At 44.2% G+C, this 20278-nt stretch carries 18 protein-coding genes; 5 read left to right on the top strand and 13 right to left on the bottom strand.

Annotation, left to right across the window (positions count from 1 at the left end; genetic code table 11):
- Positions 1-104: 104 nt before the first annotated feature.
- From scpA to udk, 5 genes are read right to left on the bottom strand one after another with little or no spacing between them, the layout of a single operon-like run.
- Positions 105-2177 (bottom strand): methylmalonyl-CoA mutase, encoded by a 2073-nt coding sequence (gene scpA / locus D2U88_RS11560; RefSeq protein ID WP_119640722.1) that lies wholly within the window; start codon positions 2175-2177, stop codon positions 105-107.
- Positions 2174-2386: a hypothetical protein gene (locus tag D2U88_RS11555; protein WP_147378581.1), complete on the bottom strand. Its 213-nt coding sequence runs from the start codon at positions 2384-2386 to the stop codon at positions 2174-2176. Before D2U88_RS11555 ends, scpA begins: the two co-directional genes overlap by 4 nt.
- Complete coding sequence (locus tag D2U88_RS11550) at positions 2379-3785, bottom strand: methylmalonyl-CoA mutase subunit beta (RefSeq protein WP_119640720.1); 1407 nt, start codon at positions 3783-3785, stop codon at positions 2379-2381. Before D2U88_RS11550 ends, D2U88_RS11555 begins: the two co-directional genes overlap by 8 nt.
- Positions 3778-4110 carry an FtsB family cell division protein gene (locus D2U88_RS11545; RefSeq protein WP_119640719.1) on the bottom strand — a complete coding sequence of 111 codons (333 nt, stop codon included), beginning with the start codon at positions 4108-4110 and terminating at the stop codon, positions 3778-3780. The genes D2U88_RS11550 and D2U88_RS11545 overlap by 8 nt, the downstream gene beginning before the upstream one ends.
- Before the next feature lie 2 nt (positions 4111-4112).
- A complete protein-coding gene (gene udk / locus D2U88_RS11540; RefSeq protein WP_119640718.1) occupies positions 4113-4721 on the bottom strand; it encodes a uridine kinase in 609 nt (202 codons plus the stop codon).
- A 178-nt stretch (positions 4722-4899) separates the two neighbouring features.
- Here udk and D2U88_RS11535 point away from each other — a divergent pair, with 178 nt between their 5' ends.
- The 3 genes from D2U88_RS11535 to D2U88_RS11525 are packed head-to-tail and all read left to right on the top strand — an operon-like array spanning position 4900 to position 8396.
- A complete protein-coding gene (locus tag D2U88_RS11535; protein ID WP_235855406.1) occupies positions 4900-5400 on the top strand; it encodes an acyl-CoA carboxylase biotin carboxyl carrier protein subunit in 501 nt (166 codons plus the stop codon).
- A 6-nt stretch (positions 5401-5406) separates the two neighbouring features.
- A complete protein-coding gene (gene accC / locus D2U88_RS11530; RefSeq protein WP_119640717.1) occupies positions 5407-6849 on the top strand; it encodes an acetyl-CoA carboxylase biotin carboxylase subunit in 1443 nt (480 codons plus the stop codon).
- Positions 6850-6854: 5 nt separating this feature from the next.
- Entirely contained in the window at positions 6855-8396 is a 1542-nt protein-coding gene (locus D2U88_RS11525; protein ID WP_119640906.1) for an acyl-CoA carboxylase subunit beta, read from the top strand.
- 150 nt (positions 8397-8546) lie between these two features.
- On the opposite strand, the gene D2U88_RS11520 is transcribed toward D2U88_RS11525, so the two are convergent.
- Positions 8547-8867 (bottom strand): GIY-YIG nuclease family protein, encoded by a 321-nt coding sequence (locus tag D2U88_RS11520; protein WP_119640716.1) that lies wholly within the window; start codon positions 8865-8867, stop codon positions 8547-8549.
- Positions 8868-8959: 92 nt separating this feature from the next.
- The gene (locus tag D2U88_RS11515) at positions 8960-10021 is read right to left on the bottom strand and encodes a Gfo/Idh/MocA family protein (protein ID WP_119640715.1); all 1062 of its coding nucleotides are present in this window, start codon (positions 10019-10021) and stop codon (positions 8960-8962) included.
- A 189-nt stretch (positions 10022-10210) separates the two neighbouring features.
- On the opposite strand from D2U88_RS11515, the gene D2U88_RS11510 reads away from it, so the two are divergent.
- On the top strand, positions 10211-11422 hold the full coding sequence (locus D2U88_RS11510; protein WP_119640714.1) for a multidrug effflux MFS transporter: 1212 nt from the start codon (positions 10211-10213) through the stop codon (positions 11420-11422).
- Here the strand turns inward: D2U88_RS11510 and D2U88_RS11505 are convergent, their stop codons facing one another.
- The 6 genes from D2U88_RS11505 to nagB form a co-directional block, all read right to left on the bottom strand.
- On the bottom strand, positions 11423-12505 hold the full coding sequence (locus tag D2U88_RS11505) for an anhydro-N-acetylmuramic acid kinase (protein ID WP_119640713.1): 1083 nt from the start codon (positions 12503-12505) through the stop codon (positions 11423-11425).
- Positions 12502-14097 carry a glycoside hydrolase family 3 protein gene (locus tag D2U88_RS11500; protein ID WP_119640712.1) on the bottom strand — a complete coding sequence of 532 codons (1596 nt, stop codon included), beginning with the start codon at positions 14095-14097 and terminating at the stop codon, positions 12502-12504. The genes D2U88_RS11505 and D2U88_RS11500 overlap by 4 nt, the downstream gene beginning before the upstream one ends.
- A complete protein-coding gene (locus D2U88_RS11495) occupies positions 14090-15370 on the bottom strand; it encodes an MFS transporter (protein WP_119640711.1) in 1281 nt (426 codons plus the stop codon). Before D2U88_RS11495 ends, D2U88_RS11500 begins: the two co-directional genes overlap by 8 nt.
- Positions 15367-15849, bottom strand: coding sequence for a GNAT family N-acetyltransferase (locus D2U88_RS11490; RefSeq protein ID WP_119640710.1), 483 nt, complete (start codon positions 15847-15849; stop codon positions 15367-15369). The genes D2U88_RS11495 and D2U88_RS11490 overlap by 4 nt, the downstream gene beginning before the upstream one ends.
- A gap of 2 nt (positions 15850-15851) precedes the next feature.
- Positions 15852-17342 (bottom strand): glycoside hydrolase family 10-like protein, encoded by a 1491-nt coding sequence (locus D2U88_RS11485; RefSeq protein ID WP_119640709.1) that lies wholly within the window; start codon positions 17340-17342, stop codon positions 15852-15854.
- A 73-nt stretch (positions 17343-17415) separates the two neighbouring features.
- Positions 17416-19353, bottom strand: a complete 1938-nt coding sequence (gene nagB / locus D2U88_RS11480; protein WP_119640708.1) for a glucosamine-6-phosphate deaminase — start codon at positions 19351-19353, stop codon at positions 17416-17418.
- 174 nt (positions 19354-19527) lie between these two features.
- Between nagB and D2U88_RS11475 the strand changes: the two genes are divergently transcribed.
- Positions 19528-20277, top strand: a complete 750-nt coding sequence (locus D2U88_RS11475; protein WP_119640905.1) for a DeoR/GlpR family DNA-binding transcription regulator — start codon at positions 19528-19530, stop codon at positions 20275-20277.
- Position 20278 lies beyond the last annotated feature (1 nt).

Genomic DNA, 20278 nt, shown 5'->3' with positions numbered 1-20278 from the left:
TATTTAAGATGCTAAAAAATGTAAATTGTTAACAGTGGGTGAATAAACCCGCTATTATGCGTTAAAGAAAGTTAAAGTTGTATTTACAAGCTAGTTAAGCGGGTTCAATCCATCAAAATGTTCAAGATTTCCATGGCTGCATCCGCAATCTTGGTACCGGGTCCAAAAACGGCCACTGCTCCATGGTCCAATAAGTGCTTGTAATCCTGTTTTGGGATGACACCGCCAACGATGACCATAATATCTTCCCGACCCAGTTTTTTCAGTTCTTGTACCACTTCGGGTACCAATGTCTTGTGCCCACCAGCCAAGGAAGAGATACCCAAAATGTGTACATCGTTCTCCACGGCCTGTTTGGCCACTTCGGCTGGGGTCTGGAAAAGGGGTCCGATATCTACATCAAAGCCTAGATCGGCATAGCCAGTGGCCACTACCTTGGCACCACGGTCGTGCCCATCCTGACCCATTTTGGCCACCATGATTCGAGGTCTTCGCCCTTCCTGTAGGGCAAATTCATCGGCCAATTTTTGGGCCTTTTCAAAACTTTCGTCGTTCTTGATCTCTTTGGAATACACGCCGGTAAAGGATTGGATTTTTGCTTTATATCGGCCAAAGGCACTTTCCATGGCGTCACTGATTTCGCCCAAAGTGGCACGTTCTTTGGCAGCTTGTACGGCTAAAGCTAGCAAATTTTCCCGGTCGGCTGTATTTTGGGTCGCTTTTTTGGCCACTATCCGTATCTCTTCCAAGGCCTGCTCCACCGCTTTTGTATTTCTGGTGGACTTGATTTGCTGAAGTCGCTCCATCTGCTGTTTGCGCACTTTGGCGTTGTCCACTTCCAAAATCTGGAGGTCGTCCTCGTTTTCCAATTGATATTTGTTCACGCCCACGATAACATCCTGTCCACTGTCGATTCGGGCCTGTTTTCTGGCCGCGGCTTCCTCGATTCGCATTTTGGGGATACCTGCCTCGATAGCCTTGGTCATACCTCCCAATTTCTCCACTTCTTGGATAAGTTTCCAAGCTTCCTCGGCAATGTCATGGGTTAGTTTTTCCACTTTATGGCTACCTGCCCAAGGATCCACGGTTTTGGTGATGTGGGTCTCCAATTGAAGGAAAATCTGGGTGTTTCTGGCAATCCTTGCCGAAAAATCTGTAGGTAGGGCAATGGCCTCATCCAAAGCGTTCGTATGCAGACTTTGGGTTCCGCCAAAAGCGGCGGCCATGGCTTCGATTGTGGTCCTGGCCACATTGTTGAAGGGATCCTGCTCCGTTAAACTCCAACCACTGGTCTGGCTATGGGTGCGAAGCATCAGCGATTTGTCACTTTGTGGCTCGAACTGTTCTACCAATTTGGCCCAGAGCATACGGCCCGCTCTCATTTTTGCGATTTCCGAAAAATGGTTCATCCCAATACCCCAAAAGAAGGAAAGTCGCGGTGCAAATTCATCAATTTTTAATCCTGCCTTGATTCCGGTTCGGATGTATTCGATACCATCGGCCAAGGTGTAAGCCAGTTCCATGGCCGCAGGGGCACCTGCTTCGTGCATGTGGTAGCCCGAAATACTAATACTGTTGAACTTGGGCATCTTTTTGCTGGTAAACTCAAAAATATCGGCCACAATCTGCATGGAAGGGGTAGGAGGATAGATGTAGGTGTTCCGCACCATGAATTCCTTCAGAATGTCATTTTGGATGGTTCCCGCCAATTTTTCCATGGGCACGCCTTGTTCCTCGGCAGCCACAATGTAAAAGGCCATGATTGGGATTACGGCCCCGTTCATGGTCATGGAAACGGACATTTCATCCAACGGAATGCCATCAAAAAGGATTTTCATGTCCTCCACAGAATCGATGGCTACCCCTGCCTTGCCTACATCTCCTACAACTCGGTCATTGTCGGAATCATAGCCCCGGTGAGTAGGAAGGTCGAAGGCTACCGAAAGTCCTTTTTGGCCTGCTTCCAAATTTCTACGGTAAAAGGCGTTGCTCTCCTCGGCGGTGGAAAACCCGGCATATTGTCGGATGGTCCATGGTCTCCGGACATACATGGTGGAGTAGGGCCCTCTAAGAAAAGGGGAAATTCCGGCGGCGAAGTTTTCGTGACCGAGGTTTTGGGATTCGCTGGTATTTGACTCTTGGATAAGTTCCAATTGTTGAAGGTCTTTTCTACTCATATTAATCCGAGTTTTTGATTAATTAGCACTAATCCTGCGGCTATCAAAATAATTGATGCTCCAAATTTTTTTATCGAATTGGAAGCCAGTATATAATCTTTGTCTTGTAGCCAGTTAAATAGATTCTTCCCTTCAAAAACAAAATACAATAAACCTATACTGATGAGAATAAATCCGATGAACCAGTATTTTTGTGAAAACTCATCCATATTGTTCATTTTTAATCCTTTCTTGTTCGGTAGCTTCCGCCAATCGCTTTTCTATAATGGGCACAATGATGGTCTTTCTGGGCAGGGTCTTTATGAAAGGATACAATTCCAGGTCATCCTTCATGCGGTCCTGTGAGTTTTGGTACTTGTTGGTGCCCAATGATATGATTTTGCCTTCATCAAACAGTTCTTGCTCTTTGGCGGCACTTTCCTTGATTTTTTGTTGGATGGTCCCTTTTTTCAACGCATCCAAAAATCCTCCGGAAGCTTCCAACTGTTTGAAAAGCGCCAAGGCTTTTTCCGCCAATTGCTTCGTCAACGATTCAATGTAATAGGTGCCTTCCGAGATTTCAGCAGCTTCGTTGAAATACCCTTCTTCCTTTAATAACAACAATTGGTTTCTGGCAATGCGTTCGCCAAAGGCATTGTCCTTGTGATAAATGGCATCGTAGGGCATATTGCATACCGTATCCGCTCCTCCCAAAACGGCCGACATGCATTCTGAGGTGGTTCGTAACATGTTCACATTGTAATCGTACAACGTTTTGTTACGCTTGGATGGAACGGCCAAGATATGGCAATCGTTCTGGATGCCATATTCCATCGCTACGGTTTTCCAAAGCCAACGTAAGGCCTTTAACTTGGCTATTTCAAAGAAATAGTTGCTACCCACAGCCACTTTGAAGGTGATGGGGAATGACTTCTCGACTACGCTCGAGTTGACATTTGCAAAATGGTTCAGATATTCGTGTGCGTGCGCCAACCCATAGGCCAATTGTTGTACCATGTTGGCCCCTGCATTTTGATAAAGTGACAGGTCTACCCCCACCACAGATACTTTGGCGTCAGATTGGGTCAATCGGACAATCTCTTCCAAAATTTTATGGTCAGTCTCCAAATTATGGAACCAATTGCCATCTTTGGCCAGATGACCAATCAAGTCGATATACAGATGGATAGGGGCTTGGTGACCTTTTGTGGCCGCCAATAACTTTTGGATAGGTTCCACAGCCAAAAACTCAAAATGAAAATGGATCGGAACACTTGCTAAATCGATTTCGGAGAGTAGTACATTAAAATCGGTCCCTTCGTTTGGAACAGTAAAAATCAAGCTTTCCACTCCCTTTTGAAGGATTTCCCGTGCCTTACCATTGGCCTTTTTGGCATCACCTGCGTAAATGGTTTGGGCAATGGTCCAAGGATGCCCCTTACCAATCGAAAAGGTAGGAATGCCCTCAACGTCCTCGTGGTTGTAAAAGGGCTTCACCTTGATTCCCTCCAAGGATTCCCATACCAAGGCTTCGTTGTAGTCGGCACCTTTTAGGTCGTATTGGATCTTTTGTTTCCATTGTTTGGCGGAAACTTCAGGAAACCCATCAAATAGGCCAGTGTTACTCATCTTGTTTGTTCTTTATGCTGTCTTCGTATTCAATTAAAAAGATTTCTTCCTTATCTTTTTTCATGTAATATTTTTCCCGGGCAAGCTTCTCGATTTCCTTTTCATCCGACATTTTTTCCAGAATTTCCTGGTCCTTGGCAATTTCCCCCTTCAAAAACTCCTTTTGTTTTTCCAGTTTTTGGATTTCGTCCCTCAGTTCCAAATGGATCAATAGGGAATTGGTATCAAAAAAGGCCATCCAAATCACAAAAATGGTCAACACAAGGATGTACGTGTTCGTCATCATCTTAAACCATTTTTTCTGTTTGAGTTCCTTGAGACCCATGGTTATGTCAATTTATTGTTGATGATGGTACGTACCATATCCACGGCCACCGTATTGTAATGGTTGTTCGGGATGATGATGTCCGCAAACTCCTTTGATGGTTCAATGAACTGTTCGTGCATGGGTTTTACCGCAGTTTGATAGCGTGTCAAAACCTTGTCAAGATCATGGCCACGTTCCCTGATGTCCCTTTGCAACCTGCGGATCAAACGCTCATCGGAATCGGCATGCACAAAAATCTTGATGTCGAACATATCTCGCAGCCTGGGGTTGCTCAAGACCAGAATACCTTCCACAATCATCACTTTTCTAGGTGGAGTAGGTATGGTTTCCTGCAACCGTGTTTCCTCCACAAAAGAATAAATAGGCGTGTCGATGGTCTTGCCTTCTCGTAATTGCTCAATATGGTCAATGAGCAGATCAAAATCGATGGAATTCGGATGATCAAAATTGATTTTTGCCCTTTCCTGCCGATCCATATGGGATAGGTCGTTATAATAGGAATCCTGGGATATGACCCCCACTTCATTTTTGGGAAGTTGGTCAACAATTTGGTTGACCACGGTGGTTTTACCACAACCAGTGCCCCCGGCAATCCCTAAGATCAGCATACTTTTAATTTTGGTACCAAAAATAAGCAATTGATTAGATCTGCCCTTGGTTTAAAACGTTACATAATTAGTTACCATTTATCAATTAAATAATGACCAAAGTCATAACCATTCAAACTTAATGCTGGTAGCTTTGTGGCATTCTAATGCATTAATCTTATCTTTATCAGGGTAACCTATGGAAACACTTTTTATGGATAACTCTTATTCGGTCAAGGTTGATGCCGACTTTGACTTTAAACTTTCCAAAGACCAAATTTCCTCCTTGGATTTGATAAAAACTGGCGAAAACGCCTATCACTTGTTGAAGGATGGCATCTCCTACCACATTGAGATTTTGGCCGCCGATTTTTGCAGTGGAATGTACACCATCGGCATCAATGGCAGTGAACATCAAGCCTTGATCAGCACTCCTTTGGATGAACTCATTGAGAAAATGGGCTTTGCTACCAATTCCAACAAGAACATCGATTCCATTGAGGCGCCTATGCCAGGATTGATCTTGGATATTTTGGTCAACGAAGGGCAAGAGGTGAAAGAGGAAGATCAATTGGTGATCTTAGAAGCCATGAAGATGGAAAACATCATCACTTCGCCTCGTAATGGGGTCATCAAAAAAATAGCCGTCAAGAAGGGAGATGCAGTTGACAAAAAACAATTGTTGATTGAATTTCAATAAGATATCATGAAAAAAATATTGATTGCCAATCGTGGCGAAATTGCGGTCCGTGTGATGAAGACCGCAAAAAAAATGGGAATCCGTACCGTGGCGGTCTATTCCACGGTGGATAGGAATGCTCCACATGTGCAATTTGCGGACGAGGCCGTTTGCATCGGCGAAGCTCCATCCAACCAATCGTACCTGTGTGGTGACAAGATTATTGAGGTGGCCAAACAACTCCATGTGGATGGGATTCACCCTGGATATGGTTTCTTGAGTGAAAATGCTGATTTTGCCGAAGCCGTTGAAAAGAGTGGAATTACGTTTATTGGTCCCAAAAGCAAGGCTATTCGGATGATGGGAAGCAAATTGGCGGCCAAGGAAGCCGTAAAAGCGTACAACATTCCCATGGTGCCGGGGATTGATGAGGCCATTACCGATGTGGCCAAGGCCCATGAAATTGCCAATGAAGTGGGGTATCCGATCTTAATAAAGGCCTCTGCCGGAGGTGGAGGTAAAGGTATGCGTATTGTGGAGCGAGAAGAAGACTTGGAATCCGGAATGAAACGTGCCATCAGTGAGGCAACTTCGGCTTTTGGGGACGGTTCCGTTTTTGTGGAGAAATATGTAAAATCACCAAGGCATATAGAGGTGCAGGTCATGGCCGATACGCACGGAAATGTGCTGCACTTCTTCGAACGGGAATGCAGTGTGCAACGTCGCCATCAAAAAGTAGTGGAAGAAGCACCATCCTCTATTTTAACTCCAGAAAAGAGAAAAGAGATGGGCATTGCGGCTACCAAGGTGGCTCAAGCCTGTGACTATATTGGAGCGGGAACCGTGGAGTTTTTGATGGATGCCGACCACAACTACTACTTTTTGGAAATGAACACCCGTTTGCAAGTGGAACATCCTGTTACCGAAATGATTACGGGCGTGGATTTGGTGGAATTGCAGATCAAAATAGCAAGGGGAGAGGCTTTACCCATGAAACAGGAAGACCTTTCCATTCATGGTCATGCCGTGGAGCTTCGGGTGTATGCAGAAGATCCTTTAAATGATTTCTTGCCCAGCGTTGGGAATTTGGAAACGTATAAACTTCCTGTTGGAGAAGGCGTCCGGGTAGACAATGGTTTTGAGGAAGGTATGGACATTCCCATCTATTACGACCCCATGCTGTCCAAGTTGATTGCTTATGGTAAGACCCGAGAGGAAGCCATTGAATTGATGTTGGAAGCCATCAACCATTACAAAGTAAAAGGGGTGCAGACAACTTTGCCTTTCGGCAGTTTTGTATTTGCACATGAAGCCTTCCGTTCCGGAAATTTTGACACCCATTTTGTAAAAAACTATTATTCCCCGGACAAGATTCACGAGGAAAACTCCAAACATGCTGAGATAGCTGCTTTAGTGGCGCTTCAGCAGTATTTGGAAGATAAAAATATAGTGAGATTACCTTCAAATTGAACCCTATGGATTCCAAGATAAAGACACTACAGGAAAAAATTACCGAAGCCCACTTGGGTGGCGGTATCAAGAGAATAGAAAAGCAGCATCAAAAGAAAAAATTGACCGCTCGGGAGCGAGTTCTTTACTTGCTGGACGAAGGCTCTTTTGAAGAAATGGGTATTTTGGTCACCCATCGCACCAAGGATTTCGGCATGGACAAAGAAATCTATTATGGCGATGGAGTGGTAACCGGATATGGAACCGTAAACGGAAGACTGGTCTATGTATATGCACAGGATTTTACCGTGTTTGGTGGTGCCCTTTCCGAGACCCATGCAGAGAAAATTTGTAAGGTGATGGATTTGGCCATGAAGGTCGGAGCTCCTGTCATCGGATTGAATGATTCTGGTGGGGCTAGAATCCAGGAAGGAGTGCGATCATTAGGCGGTTATGCCGATATTTTTTATCGAAACGTGCAGGCCTCAGGTGTAATCCCTCAGATTTCTGCCATTATGGGCCCCTGTGCCGGAGGAGCAGTGTATTCCCCTGCCATGACGGATTTTATCATCATGGTGGAAGAAACCAGTTATATGTTCGTGACCGGTCCAAATGTGGTAAAAACCGTTACCAATGAAGAAGTGACCTCTGAGGAATTGGGTGGAGCCAGCACGCATGCCATCAAATCTGGAGTGGCCCACAAGACTTCCGCAAACGATGCAGCTTGCTTGGAAGATATTAAAAAATTGTTGGATTATCTTCCACAGAATAATACCCAACTCCCCGAGTTGAAACCTTATGTTGTCGGGGATGAAATAAGGGAAGAACTCTGTGGCATTGTTCCCGATAACCCCAACAAGCCTTATGATATGCACGATGTAATCAAAGGAATCATCGATTCGGATACGTTTTATGAAATCCATAAGGATTATGCGGAGAACATCATTACGGGTTTTGCCCGATTGGGAGGCCGGAGCATTGGTATCATTGCCAACCAGCCCATGTTTTTGGCGGGGGTTTTGGGGGTGAAAAGCTCCAGAAAGGCAGCACGTTTTACTAGATTTTGTGATGCGTTCAACATCCCTTTATTGGTTTTGGTGGATGTACCTGGGTTCTTGCCAGGTACCGATCAGGAGTGGAGTGGCATTATCATGCATGGGGCCAAGTTGCTATATGCCTTAAGCGAAGCTACAGTGCCTCGTGTAACTGTCATAACGCGTAAAGCTTATGGTGGCGCGTATGATGTGATGAACTCCAAACACATTGGTGCCGATTTTAACTTTGCTTGGCCCAGTGCCGAGATTGCCGTAATGGGTGCCAAAGGTGCGAGTGAGATTATTTTTAGACGCGAAATCGCCGAGGCGGATGACCCAGAGGCCAAATTAAAAGAAAAGGAAACCGAATATGCCGAGAAATTTGCCAATCCGTATAGAGCGGCACGACGTGGTTTTATTGATGAGGTGATACTTCCCCAAGATACAAGGCGCAAACTTTTGAAGGCTTTTGCCATGCTGGAGAAAAAACATGTGGAACCACCTAAACGGAAACACGGGAATATTCCTTTGTAAAAGGTTCTGGTTTGCATAAGTCATTCTGAGCAAAGCGAAGAATCTATTTTATGTATAAAAGGTAAAGGGGTTTGACACGAATTTCACCAATTCCCACGTATACCTTATAACAATTGGCTCAAAATTGTCTGGTCGAGCGCAGTCGAGACCTCAGTCTTGGTCAGGATTATACTTGTAGTGCGAAGCATTTCTACATTCGGCCAATATCTGTATTAGATCAAAGTTTCCATTTGCCAAGGCCAGCTTCTTTTTTGCGCTCCATTTTTTAATTTTCTTTTCAAAATAAATGGCTTGCAATACATCATTGAATTCTTGTTGAAAAATAAGTTGTACAGGTCTTCTTCGAAAAGTAAATGCAGAGCTATTCAAACCGTCTTGATGTTCTTTAAACCTACGGTTCAAGTCATCCGTGATGCCAGTGTAAGTTAGTCCATCGGCACATTTTAGTATGTAAACATAATATAGGTTCATGATTTGGGCGGGTCTCGACTGCGCTCGACCTGACACCAAACATAGTGAAGTTTTAAGATACGATAACTACTTCGCTCGACCTGACAAACTTCCTACAAATCTATGGTCTTTCCCGTCCTAACGGATGCATCTGCCGCCAAAACAATTTTTAGGCTATTGATGGCGTCGTTCAAATGATGGGTTAAGTCCACATTATTGACAATAGCGTTGAGAAAATACTCTTGTTCCAACAAACACAGGCCATCGTGGTCGGGCTCATCTTCCGTACTGATGATTTCATCTTTTTTTGTGAAGTGGCCCTCTGTATCCAATTTGCTATGATGCAATTTTAAACTGCCCGTTTTGGAATGACCTTCAACATCATCGGAGGCTCCTTTGTTTAAGTCACTTATGGAAACAGATCCGTTTGGTCCGATCACATCTTTGATGAAAAAAGCAGTTTCGCTCATCATGGGTCCCCAACCAGCTTCGTACCATCCTACGGAACCGTCTTCAAACCGGACTTGTAATTGTCCATAGTTGTACATGTCGGCATCAATCTCATTGGATAATCTTGCCCCAATAGCAGAGACACTTACTGGGTTAGAACGTGTCATGGAACACATGACATCAACATAATGTACACCACAATCCACAATGGGAGACATGGATTTCATGAGTTGTTTGTGGGTATACCAATGGCTTCCGGAACTCTGTTGGTTCAGGTTCATTCGCATGACCAAAGGTTTTCCCAGGGTTTGGGCCATTCGGGTAAACTTGGCCCAGGTAGGGTGTACCCTTAAAATATAGCCCACTACCATTTTCTTGCCCTTTTTTTTCGCTAAATCCACTAAGGTTTGGGCTTCTTCCACAGTAAGGGCGAGTGGTTTTTCCACAAAAACATGGGCATTGGCCTCCAAGGCTATTTTTACATAATTAAAGTGGGTGTCGGGATAAGTGTTGATGGAAACCACATCAGGCTTTGTGACTTCCAAGGCGTGGGTATAATCGGAAAAGGTGGCAACTCTTCCCAATTCATTGGAAAGACGTTCCCTACTTTCTTCCCCGCGGCTGACCAATCCCACGATTTCAAACCCATCCAATTGGTGATAGGCCCGAGCATGGGAGGTTCCCATGTTGCCACAACCCACGACCAAAGTTTTTAATTTTCCCATTACTTTTTATGATTTACCATTTAAAGATAAGATTATCCCAATTGTATGGTGGTCTTTATGGATTAATGATTGTTATTGAAACCAAGCAAAATGACTTAAATCTATAAACTATTGTGTAGATGTGTTTCCATTACATTAAACCTTTCCTAAAAGCTTTATTCGTCCAAAGGGTATGCCTATTTTTGCACCATGCAAAAAACAGCCCAAAAACCCAACTTTGAATTTGTAGCCCTAATGGCTGCATTGATGTCCATCGTAGCCTTGGCCATTGATGCTATTCTACCTGCCATTTCCAACATTGGGGAAGCAATCAAAAGTTATGACTCTACGGACAACCAATTGTTGGTCACCATGATTTTTTTGGGACTTGGAGTTGGACAATTATTTTTTGGCCCTATTTCCGATAGCTTTGGCAGGAAACCTGTGGTGTATGTAGGCTTTACCATTTTTTTGATGGCGAGCGTCATTTGTTTGGTGGCACCTTCCCTTGAGATTATGGTCGTTGGAAGAATTTTACAGGGAATAGGCCTTTCGGCACCGCGTACCATTGCAATCTCTATCATCCGAGACACCTATGAGGGAGACTATATGGCCAAAGTCATGTCTTTTGTAGTGGCATTTTTTATCTTGGTTCCCGTAGTGGCACCTGCCATTGGTAAGTTGATATTGGATGCAGCAGGATGGCAAGCTATTTTCTATGTTCAAATGTTCTTTGTACTGGTGGTGTCCTTTTGGTTTTGGAAGCGACAAAAGGAAACCTTACACCCCGAATATAAAATCCCATTTACAAGCCACGTGTTCATCGATGGGTTGCGGGAGTTTTTCCGGTACAAGGAAACGGTGGCGTTTACTCTAACCTCTGGTTTGGTAACCGGGGCTTTTTTGGTGTATCTGAGTTCGGCCCAACATATTTTTGAAGATCAATATGCGCTAAAGGAGATGTTTCCTTACATTTTTGCTGGATTGGCCATTTCTATTGGATTGTCCACTTTTTTGAACGGTACTTTGGTCATGCGTTTTGGGATGCGAAAACTATCGTTGATGGCCACTATTGTTTTCTGTTTGGTGGCGATTACCTATACCATTATGTTTTTGAATTCTCCGAACCCCAATATTTATGTGCTGGTAGGCTTTTTGTCCGTACAATTTTTCTGTTTAGGGTTTATGTGGGGGAATTTCAGGTCCATTGCCATGGAACCTGTTGGTCATATTGCAGGTATTGGGGCAGCCATAAATGGATTTATCTCCACGGTATTGTCAATTCCCATTGCCACATTTATCGGAGAATTTGTAAAAGACAGTGTTTGGCCTTTGTTCGCGGGATTGGCCATTTGTGGTCTATGTGCGCTTGCCATTTTTCTTTTGGTGCACAGACCCAAGAAAAAGGTGGCAACGGTTTGATTAATCCCCTTGGGGAAAGAAAACTTCTCCGCTACAGGAATCCGACGTGGCTCCGGTAACAGATTTTAGTACATTGGTTTTGCCTTCTAAACGGAGAACGCCCATCAATGCGAACACCAATGCTTCTTTATAAGCAATAAGGGTCTTAGTGGGTATGACCACTTCAATATCGGGTCCCAATTTTTCTTGAAGGATATCCATAAAAAAATGATTTAGGGCACCGCCCCCTGTAGCTAACAATTTGTTTTGGGGTTTGCTACTGTATTTGTGTGCCGAAAAGGCAATCTGCTCGCAATTGTGGTGTGTCAGGGTGTGCAATAAATCAATGTTTGTACTTGCAGAAGCATCGATCAAGGGGATCACTTTTTCTGTAAACCATTCATAGCCTGTGGATTTGGGGTAGGGCAAACGGTAGTATTCCAAACGGTTCAACTTCTGTAATAAGCCATGGTCCAATTTTCCGGAACGGGCCAAATTTCCATTCTCGTCATAGGGCAGGCCCATTTTATGGGTGATGTAGTTCAAGGGCATATTGGCCATACCGATATCATAGGCAATACGTTCACCGTTCTTTTCAAAGGATATATTACTGATACCGCCCAAATTCAAGCAAAAATCAAACTCATGGAACAAAAGCCGATCTCCGATAGGCACCAAGGGTGCGCCTTGTCCCTTTAGGGACACATCTTTGGTACGGAAATCGCACACCACTTGTTTGCCACTGGTGTTGGCCAGGAGTTGTCCATCGCCCAATTGAAACGTTATCCCTTCTTCCGGCCGATGATGCGAAGTGTGTCCGTGGCTGGCAATAAAATCAATTTCTTCCGCCAGCTCGTCAATAAAAAGTTTGGATTGTTCCCCTAGCCATATGCCATAGTTTTTATGCAATTGTGCATGATCCATATCGGACAGGTAAATGGCGTTCTTGAGATATTCCCTCATCTCATCGGAATACGATACATCCTTGGTCTGTTTTATGGAAAAATACCAATGACCGTCTTCCTCCCAAATGTGGCAATAGGCCATGTCGAGTCCATCCAAAGAAGTGCCTGACATTAATCCCAATACTTTGTACATGCTCATAGACCAAAAGTTTTAAGTTGGATGGGAAGCGACCCTTTGGCAGGAACTTTTCCCATGAAATGTTGCAAAGCCACTTCCTGGAATTCTGTAAAATCCTGATACACCAAAACGATGTTGGAGTTGCCCCTCAACCCTAAAATGTCCAATACATAAGGATTTCCAAACAAATAGAGGAGCACGTTTTTATTTGCGATCCACGATTTGATGGTTTCCAGTACCTTTTCATCAAAACCGAACAGGTTTTTAGGTTTCACGGCAGGAGGGAAAATAGCTAAGACTATATTTTCATGTTCTGCAATTTGGACATTGATTTGATCCAGACCCCAGGCAATATCCAAAGCCATCGAACCATAAGCGTCCTGCAATCCTTGGGAAAAGAGGTTCTTTTTGTCGTTGCTGAGGGATAGGTTGAGAAATGGAGACGTCTTTAATGCTCTGCAGGAACTTGGTGACCCGTATAGTTCGGTTATGCAATTCTGGGCCACATCCGCATTGATGGAGGCGGCGGTTTCCCAACCAAGACCTTCGGTTGCTGTTGTGTTGGAGAATGCTTTTTCCTTCAACTTCCAGATCCGATGGAAGCTTTCTTCAATTCGTTCTGATTTTTCCTGTTTTAAGATGGTCTGAATGCCTTCATTCACATTTTCACTAAAACAGAGGACATCCATTCCAGCAGCAAAGGCCTTGGCTTCCAAATCCCCTTTCTTGCTAAAGGTTTTGGATACGGCATGCATGTTCAGTGCATCGGAAATGATAACACCCTCAAAACCCATTTGCTCCCGTAACAAATTGGATATGATTTTGTGGGAAGTGGTCGCAGGTCCCTCGTTATCCAATTGCGGAAGTAGCAAATGTCCGACCATAACCGAATCGACACCTTTTTGTATCAATTGTTGGAAGGGAAAGAGCTCGTTTTCTTTTAATTCCTGCAAGGACTTATCGATCACGGGCAATCCTAAATGGGAATCGGTTGCTGTGTCCCCGTGACCTGGGAAATGCTTGATGGAGTTTAAAATTCCGGAATCGGACATTCCTCTAGTGAAAGCTTGGGCTTTGGTAAAAACATCTTCCTTGTCATCCCCAAAAGAACGATAACCGATTACTGGATTTTCAGGATTGTTATTGATGTCCACCACTGGTGCCAGATTCCAATGGATGCCAGCATTTAGGCAATCGGAACCAATGGCTTTGCCAATTTGATGGATGAGGTCGTTGCCATTTTTTAAGGCTCCCAAAGTAATGGCATAGGGGTATTGTGGCGTATTTTCAATGCGCATGGCCAATCCCCATTCCGCATCAATGGCAATCAAAAGCGGGATTTTGGCCGCTTTTTGGTATCGGGCGATGAGCTGCTTTAAACGGTCGTAACTTTTCTCATTGTGGACTACCTTCTTCTTGCCCTCAAAATTGGTGGCCGCACTGGCACGGCTATGGAAAAAACAAATGGACCCAATATGGTGTTCCGAGATAAGTAGCTCCATTTTTTGGACTTCCTCCTCGGTATCGTTGATAAAGACAGCGGGCATGAACAGTTGCCCCACTTTTTGGGACAACGTAAGCTGGTCTTTTGGGGGCAAATGAACTTTATTCATCAGTTTCCACGGTTTTTTTGCCGTAATCGGCGGGGTAATCCAAATATCTCAATACAATGAATGCCGGAACGGCAGCGATGACCACCCAAATGAAAAATCCATCGTAGCCCAACCATTCCTGAATATAGCCGCTGAGCATTCCGGGCAACATCATCCCAAGAGCCATAAATCCGGTGGCAATGGCATAGTGGGAGGTTTTGGAAGCCCCATCGGCCACGTATATGAGATACATCATAAATGCGGCAAAGCCAAATCCATAACCAAATTGCTCCAAGATTACCGTGCCTACCACAGCATAAATACTGGTGCTTTGGGTAATAGCTAACAGGGCGTACAGTGAGTTGGGAAGGTTAAGGGCCAACAACATGGGGAGCATCCATTTTTTAAGGCCATCCCGTGAGATTAAAATACCTCCAACGATCCCGCCCAAAGAAAGCATAATGATGCCCACCGTTCCATAAATGGTACCCACGGCTTCCGTGGAATAGGCAAGACCGCCCACTTCCCATTTGTCCAAAAGAAAAGGCGAGGCCATTTTTACCAATTGCGATTCGCCCAATCGGTAGGTTAGTATGAACAGCAGTCCCCAACCGATCTGTTTTTTTTGGAAAAAGGAGGTGAAAACTTCCAAAAACCCGACTGGTTTGGCTTCTTTTTCACTGGAAGATCCCTCAAACTTTGGAGTGGTGAAGAAATTGGAAATGGTCAGGACCAACATTAAAACGGAAGCACTGATCATAGTAAGGGACCACGCTTTGGTATTGTCCCCATATTTGTTTTCCAGGTAACCTGCAAAGATGACGAGGAGTCCCTGTCCGGTAATCATGGCCAGGCGATAAAAAGTGCTCCTCAAGCCAATAAAAAAGGATTGTTTTTTCTGGGTAAGCCCGATCATGTAATAGCCATCGGAAGCAATGTCGTTGGTGGCCGAAGCAAAGGCGGCCATCCAAAAAAAGGCGAGGGTAATGGTGAAAAAGGAATTGGACCCCATAAAGAGACCGATTCCCAAAAAGGCCAAGGAAATGACCAGTTGCATCATCAAAAACCATTTGCGTTTGGTGCCGTTAAGATCTACAATAGGGCTCCATAACGGTTTGATGACCCAAGGCAGGTACAACCAACTGGTGTATAGACCTATTTCCGCATTGCCAATCCCCAACCGCTTGTACATGATCACGGAAACGGTCACCACTAAAATATAGGGGATTCCTTGTGTAAAATACAGGAAGGGAATCCAAAGCCAGGCATTTTTGTCTTTCGGCGCTACATTCATTTGGGATGTTTTAATAGGTTTTGATAAATGCTCCTCTCGGATTTCTCTATGATTTTGGCACCCACCGTTTTTTCGTAATAGGTTGCTGGACCGACCCCTCCAATGATGGCATAGGCATAGCCCATTTCATGCAAGGCCATTAAGGATTTTACAAGCAACACCTTGCCAATATCCTTTCCTCGTTCCGAAGGAAGCACCCCTGTTGGCCCGAAAAAATTCTTGGCCGTACTTTCAAAACAGGCGAAGCCCAAAATGGATTGTTCCTTTTGCGCGATAAAACAGGTTGTGGGAAGGTTGGAGAATGCCGCAGCAGTCTCATCGGCCCAGTTGACACTGAAATTTTCCCGCACCCAATTTACCACAATGCTTTTTTCTGGAGGGATGGGCTTTCTGAACACGATATGTTCCTTTTCCAAAAGCTGTTTTTCTGCTTTGGTGATATCGGGTAGGTCCAAAAGGCGCACAAGCATATCCTGCATGATCAATTCGGTATTAGGTTGAGGGTTTGTAGGGTACTTTCATTTCCGTAGGTGTCCATAATGGTGATTCCCAAACTCTTTTTGGATTGTTTTTTTGACATTTCAATCTGATAACATTCCGATTTTTTACTTTCTGAAAGATATGCCTTTGCGATAAGTTTGCGTTTATCACCATGGATTTCGTAAAAATTCAGAAACCTGGGAATGCTATCAGTATGGGAAATACAGATGTCCAATTGGTCATTTTGGTTTTTGGCGGATACAATGGCAGGTAATGGAACGGTTCGCTTAATTTTATTTAAGGGACCGGGGTTGTTTGATGGATACCTGTAAAATTTCTTCTCCAGTTTTTGGTTGACTTTTTCATGGGTGCCCATCAATGATTTGGCACTGAAAAAGATATTTCCGTTCACATGATCCAAATTTCTTGAGAATTTGAGCTGTTTGGGGATTTCGTTGTTTTTGGTCCAGGCTTTGTCGCTGTTATTTTTGATTTTATAGGCACCATTCCCTATGTACAGATGGGTGTTGGGCGTGGCATTGTTCCACCACGAAGTGATTTTTTTGTGAGAAGCAACAGAAAAATCCATGCTCCAATATACTTGGGGAGCCAAATAGTCCAACCACCCTTTTTGGACCCAAAGGAGGGGGTCGGCGTAAAGATCTTCATAGGTGGTCTGGCCTGCTTGGGTATCCGAACCCTTGGGGTCCGTGCTACGGTTTTTCCATACCCCAAACGGACTAATGCCGAACTGCACCCAGGGTTTTGTTGTTTTGATGGTTTTGTGGACCATGCTCACCAAAGAGTCCACATTGCTTCTCCGCCAATCTTCCAAGGTCTGTCTGGGGAGGCCATATTGGGCATAGGTGACGGAATCCTTGAAAACTTTCCCTTCCACCTTATAAGGATAGAAATAATCATCAAAATGGATGGCATCCACGTCATAATTCGAAACCAGTTCCTTTATGATCTGATTGAATTTGTTTCGAACTTCTGGCAGTCCTGGATTGTAGTAGTATTTTTGTCCGTATTTCAACATCCAATCGGGATGTAGGTAAAAATCGTGGGTTTTGGCCAAGACGGTGGTGTCCAAATTTACCGTGGCCCGATATGGATTCAACCAAGCATGGAATTCCATGTCATGTTTGTGGGTCTCTTCGATCATCCATTTTAAGGGATGGTCAAATCCTTTTGGAGCTTCACCTTCCTTCCCTGAAAGGTATTTGGACCACGGGGCAAGGTCTGTTTGGTAAAGTGCATCTCCGGCTGTTCGCACTTGGACTATGGCTGCGTTGAAATTTAGTTTCTTATAAAAATCCAGTATGGCAATGAAGTCCTTTTTTTTCTTCTCAACATCATCTTCTGGGTGTTTAGGCCAGTCAATATTGGCCACGGTGGCGATCCATACCCCCCTAAATTCTTCTTTGGGCACCTTAGTCGTTGCACAGGACAAAAGGAAGATAAAAGGAATTAAATAAAGAATTCTTCTCATAAAGGCGAATAAAAAAGGCCTACGATGTACTAAATGTAGGCCTTTTTAAATAAAATCAATCTATTGTGCAAGATTAGAAATGGTATCGTACAAAGCCTTCCATGGCTTCGTATTCGGCCATACCCAATGCATTGTATCGGTTGGCGGTTTCTTTGTTCCTTTGCTCTGCACGCTGCCAAAACTCCCTTTCATCATTACCGGGGAACATGGCGCTATCCTTTTGGGATTGGTGTTTAAAGATGGCATTCTTCTTTCTGGCCATGTCCTTGGGTCCAATCGGGATGGCCATTTCCATATCGGCAATGTCCCATTCCTGCCAAGCGCCCCTATATAACCATACATAACAATTTCTGATCCAATCCACCCTATCATCCTTCAACTTTTGCAAGGCCCTAAAAACACTTTCCAAACAGACCCTGTGTGTGCCATGAGGGTCGGAAAGGTCCCCTGCGGCAAAAATTTGATGGGGTTTCAATCTGTTCAACAAATCGTAAGTAATCTGAATATCCTCATCGGACAAGGGTTTTTTTCTGACCGCTCCGGTTTCGTAGAAAGGAAGGTTGAGGAAGTGTGCATTATCTTCTTTCACCCCGCAATATCTACAGGCTGCCAAGGCTTCTCCTTTTCTGATGAGCCCTTTAAATTGTTGCACCTCAGGGCTGTCCACATCACCGGGTTTCTTGTTGGCCAAGAACTCACGTACCTCCTTGAATTTCTTTTTAAGCTCTTTGTTCTCTCTTTGAATATCGGTCGCGAAATCCAAAAAGCGGATTACCTCATCATCAAACACTGCGATGTTTCCTGAAGTTTGGTACGCTACGTGCACGTGATGCCCTTGGTCTACTAGTCTAAGCAAAGTACCTCCCATGGAAATAACGTCATCATCAGGGTGTGGACTAAAGATGAGCGAGGTTTTTGGGTATGGTTCCGCTCTCTCAGGTCTTTGGCTATCATCCGCATTGGGTTTTCCTCCAGGCCAACCCGTAATGGTGCGTTGCAGTTCATTGAACACATTAAGGTTGATTTGTTCGGCAGAACCGATTTCCGCGATCAGATTGCCCATTCCATATTCGTTGTAATCCTCGTTGGTCAATTTCAAAATGGCCTTGCCCAATTTTTCGGAAAGCCAGATGGTGGCACTTTTGATGAGTTTGTCGTTCCATTCACATTCCGTAACCAGCCATGGCGTCTTTATCCTGGTCAGGTTGGAAGCTGCGGCGCTATCCACTACAAAATCACAATTCTCATGGTGTTGTAGGAAAGTAGCCGGTACAGACTCTTTGATTTTGCCCTCAACCGCTTGGTGTATAATGTTTGATTTTCCTTCTCCCCAAGCCATCAAGATGATTTTTTTGGCTCCCATGATGGTCCCTACCCCCATGGTAATAGCTCTTTTGGGAACATTTTCTTCCCCGAAGAAATCACTGGCGGCATCCAAACGGGTAACCCTATCCAAACGTACCAATCGTGTTTTGGAGTTCAGCGAGGATCCAGGTTCGTTGAACCCGATATGCCCGGTTCTACCGATCCCCAAAATTTGGATGTCGATTCCCCCAACATTTTGGATTTTTTCCTCGTAGTCTGCACAATATTTCCTGACATCATCTTTGGACAGGCTTCCGTCTGGGATATGGATGTTGTAAGGTTCAATGTCGATATGGTCAAATAGGTGTTCGTTCATGAAACGCTTATAGCTGTGGATGGAAGTTGGATCCATCGGAAAGTATTCGTCCAAATTGAAGGTGACCACGTTTTTGAAGCTCAACCTACCTTCTTTGTAAAACTGTACCAAGTAATCGTACACTTTTGTGGGGGTGGATCCAGTGGCCAAGCCAAGCACTGCTTTTTTGCCTTGTTCTTGCTTTTGTTTGATGAGGCCGGCAATTTCATTGGCAACATACCATGATGCACTTTCCGAATCTTGATAAATATGGGTGTTTACCTTTTCAAACTTTACGGTTTCTGCATCTATGGGCTCGTGTTTTAAGGGGTTTTTGACCAATTCTTGCATGTTTTGTCGGGATTAAGAGTTTAAAACTCGACAAATATAATTTAATTTTGCTGTTTTTTGCAATATATTTGCTGTTTTATGCTTTTTTAATCAAAAGTTAACATTGGTTTGAAAGTAAACGGCATAATCTGGAATTGTTTTCTACTTTTGATTTTGAACCCAAACAAGAATTTGATGCTCAAGGAAGAACGACAACATGCCATCCTAAATGAAGTGGAACTCCACAACAGGGTGCTATTGACGGATTTGGCGGAAAAACTGGATGTGTCCATTGATACGGTCAGGAGGGACGTCAAGGAATTGGATGCGGAGAATCTGTTGACAAAGGTGCACGGCGGAGCGGTATCATTGGGTTTTGTCAACCATAGTCCTGCCAGGAGTAACGTTTATGCCCTGGATAAGAAAGTGAGCATCGCCAAAAAGGCGTCAACATTGCTAAGAAATAACAGTGTGATTTTGATCGATGGAGGGACCACTTGCCTGGAATTGGCCAGATTGTTGCCGACCAACATCAAGCTTACCTGTTTTACCCTTAGTCTTCCCGTGGCCATGGAATTGTTAGGTAAGCCCAATGTGGAAACCATATTTATTGGGGGCACACTTTCCAGGGATTCACAGATTGCCGTGGGATCCAATACCATAAATGCACTGGCACAGATAAAAGTGGATTATAGCTTCATCGGGACCGGATATGTGGACGCGGAGTTTGGGTTGACCGAGTTTGATTGGGAAGTGGTACAGACAAAAAAGGCGGTGATCAATGCTTCCAAGAAAACGGTACTTTTGTGCATATCGGAAAAATTGAATTCCCAGCATCGTTTCAAGACCTGTGATTTGAATGTGATCAGTACCATGGTGACCGAACTGGAACCTTGGGACAAAAAGCTCGATGCCTTTAAGAATATGAACATACAATTATTGTAGT

The sequence above is a fragment of the Flagellimonas aequoris genome, assembly GCF_003584165.1.
GTDB lineage: Bacteria > Bacteroidota > Bacteroidia > Flavobacteriales > Flavobacteriaceae > Flagellimonas > Flagellimonas aequoris.
The sequence above is the reverse complement of the archived record's forward strand: the minus strand, read 5'-3'. Positions and strand labels throughout refer to the sequence as shown.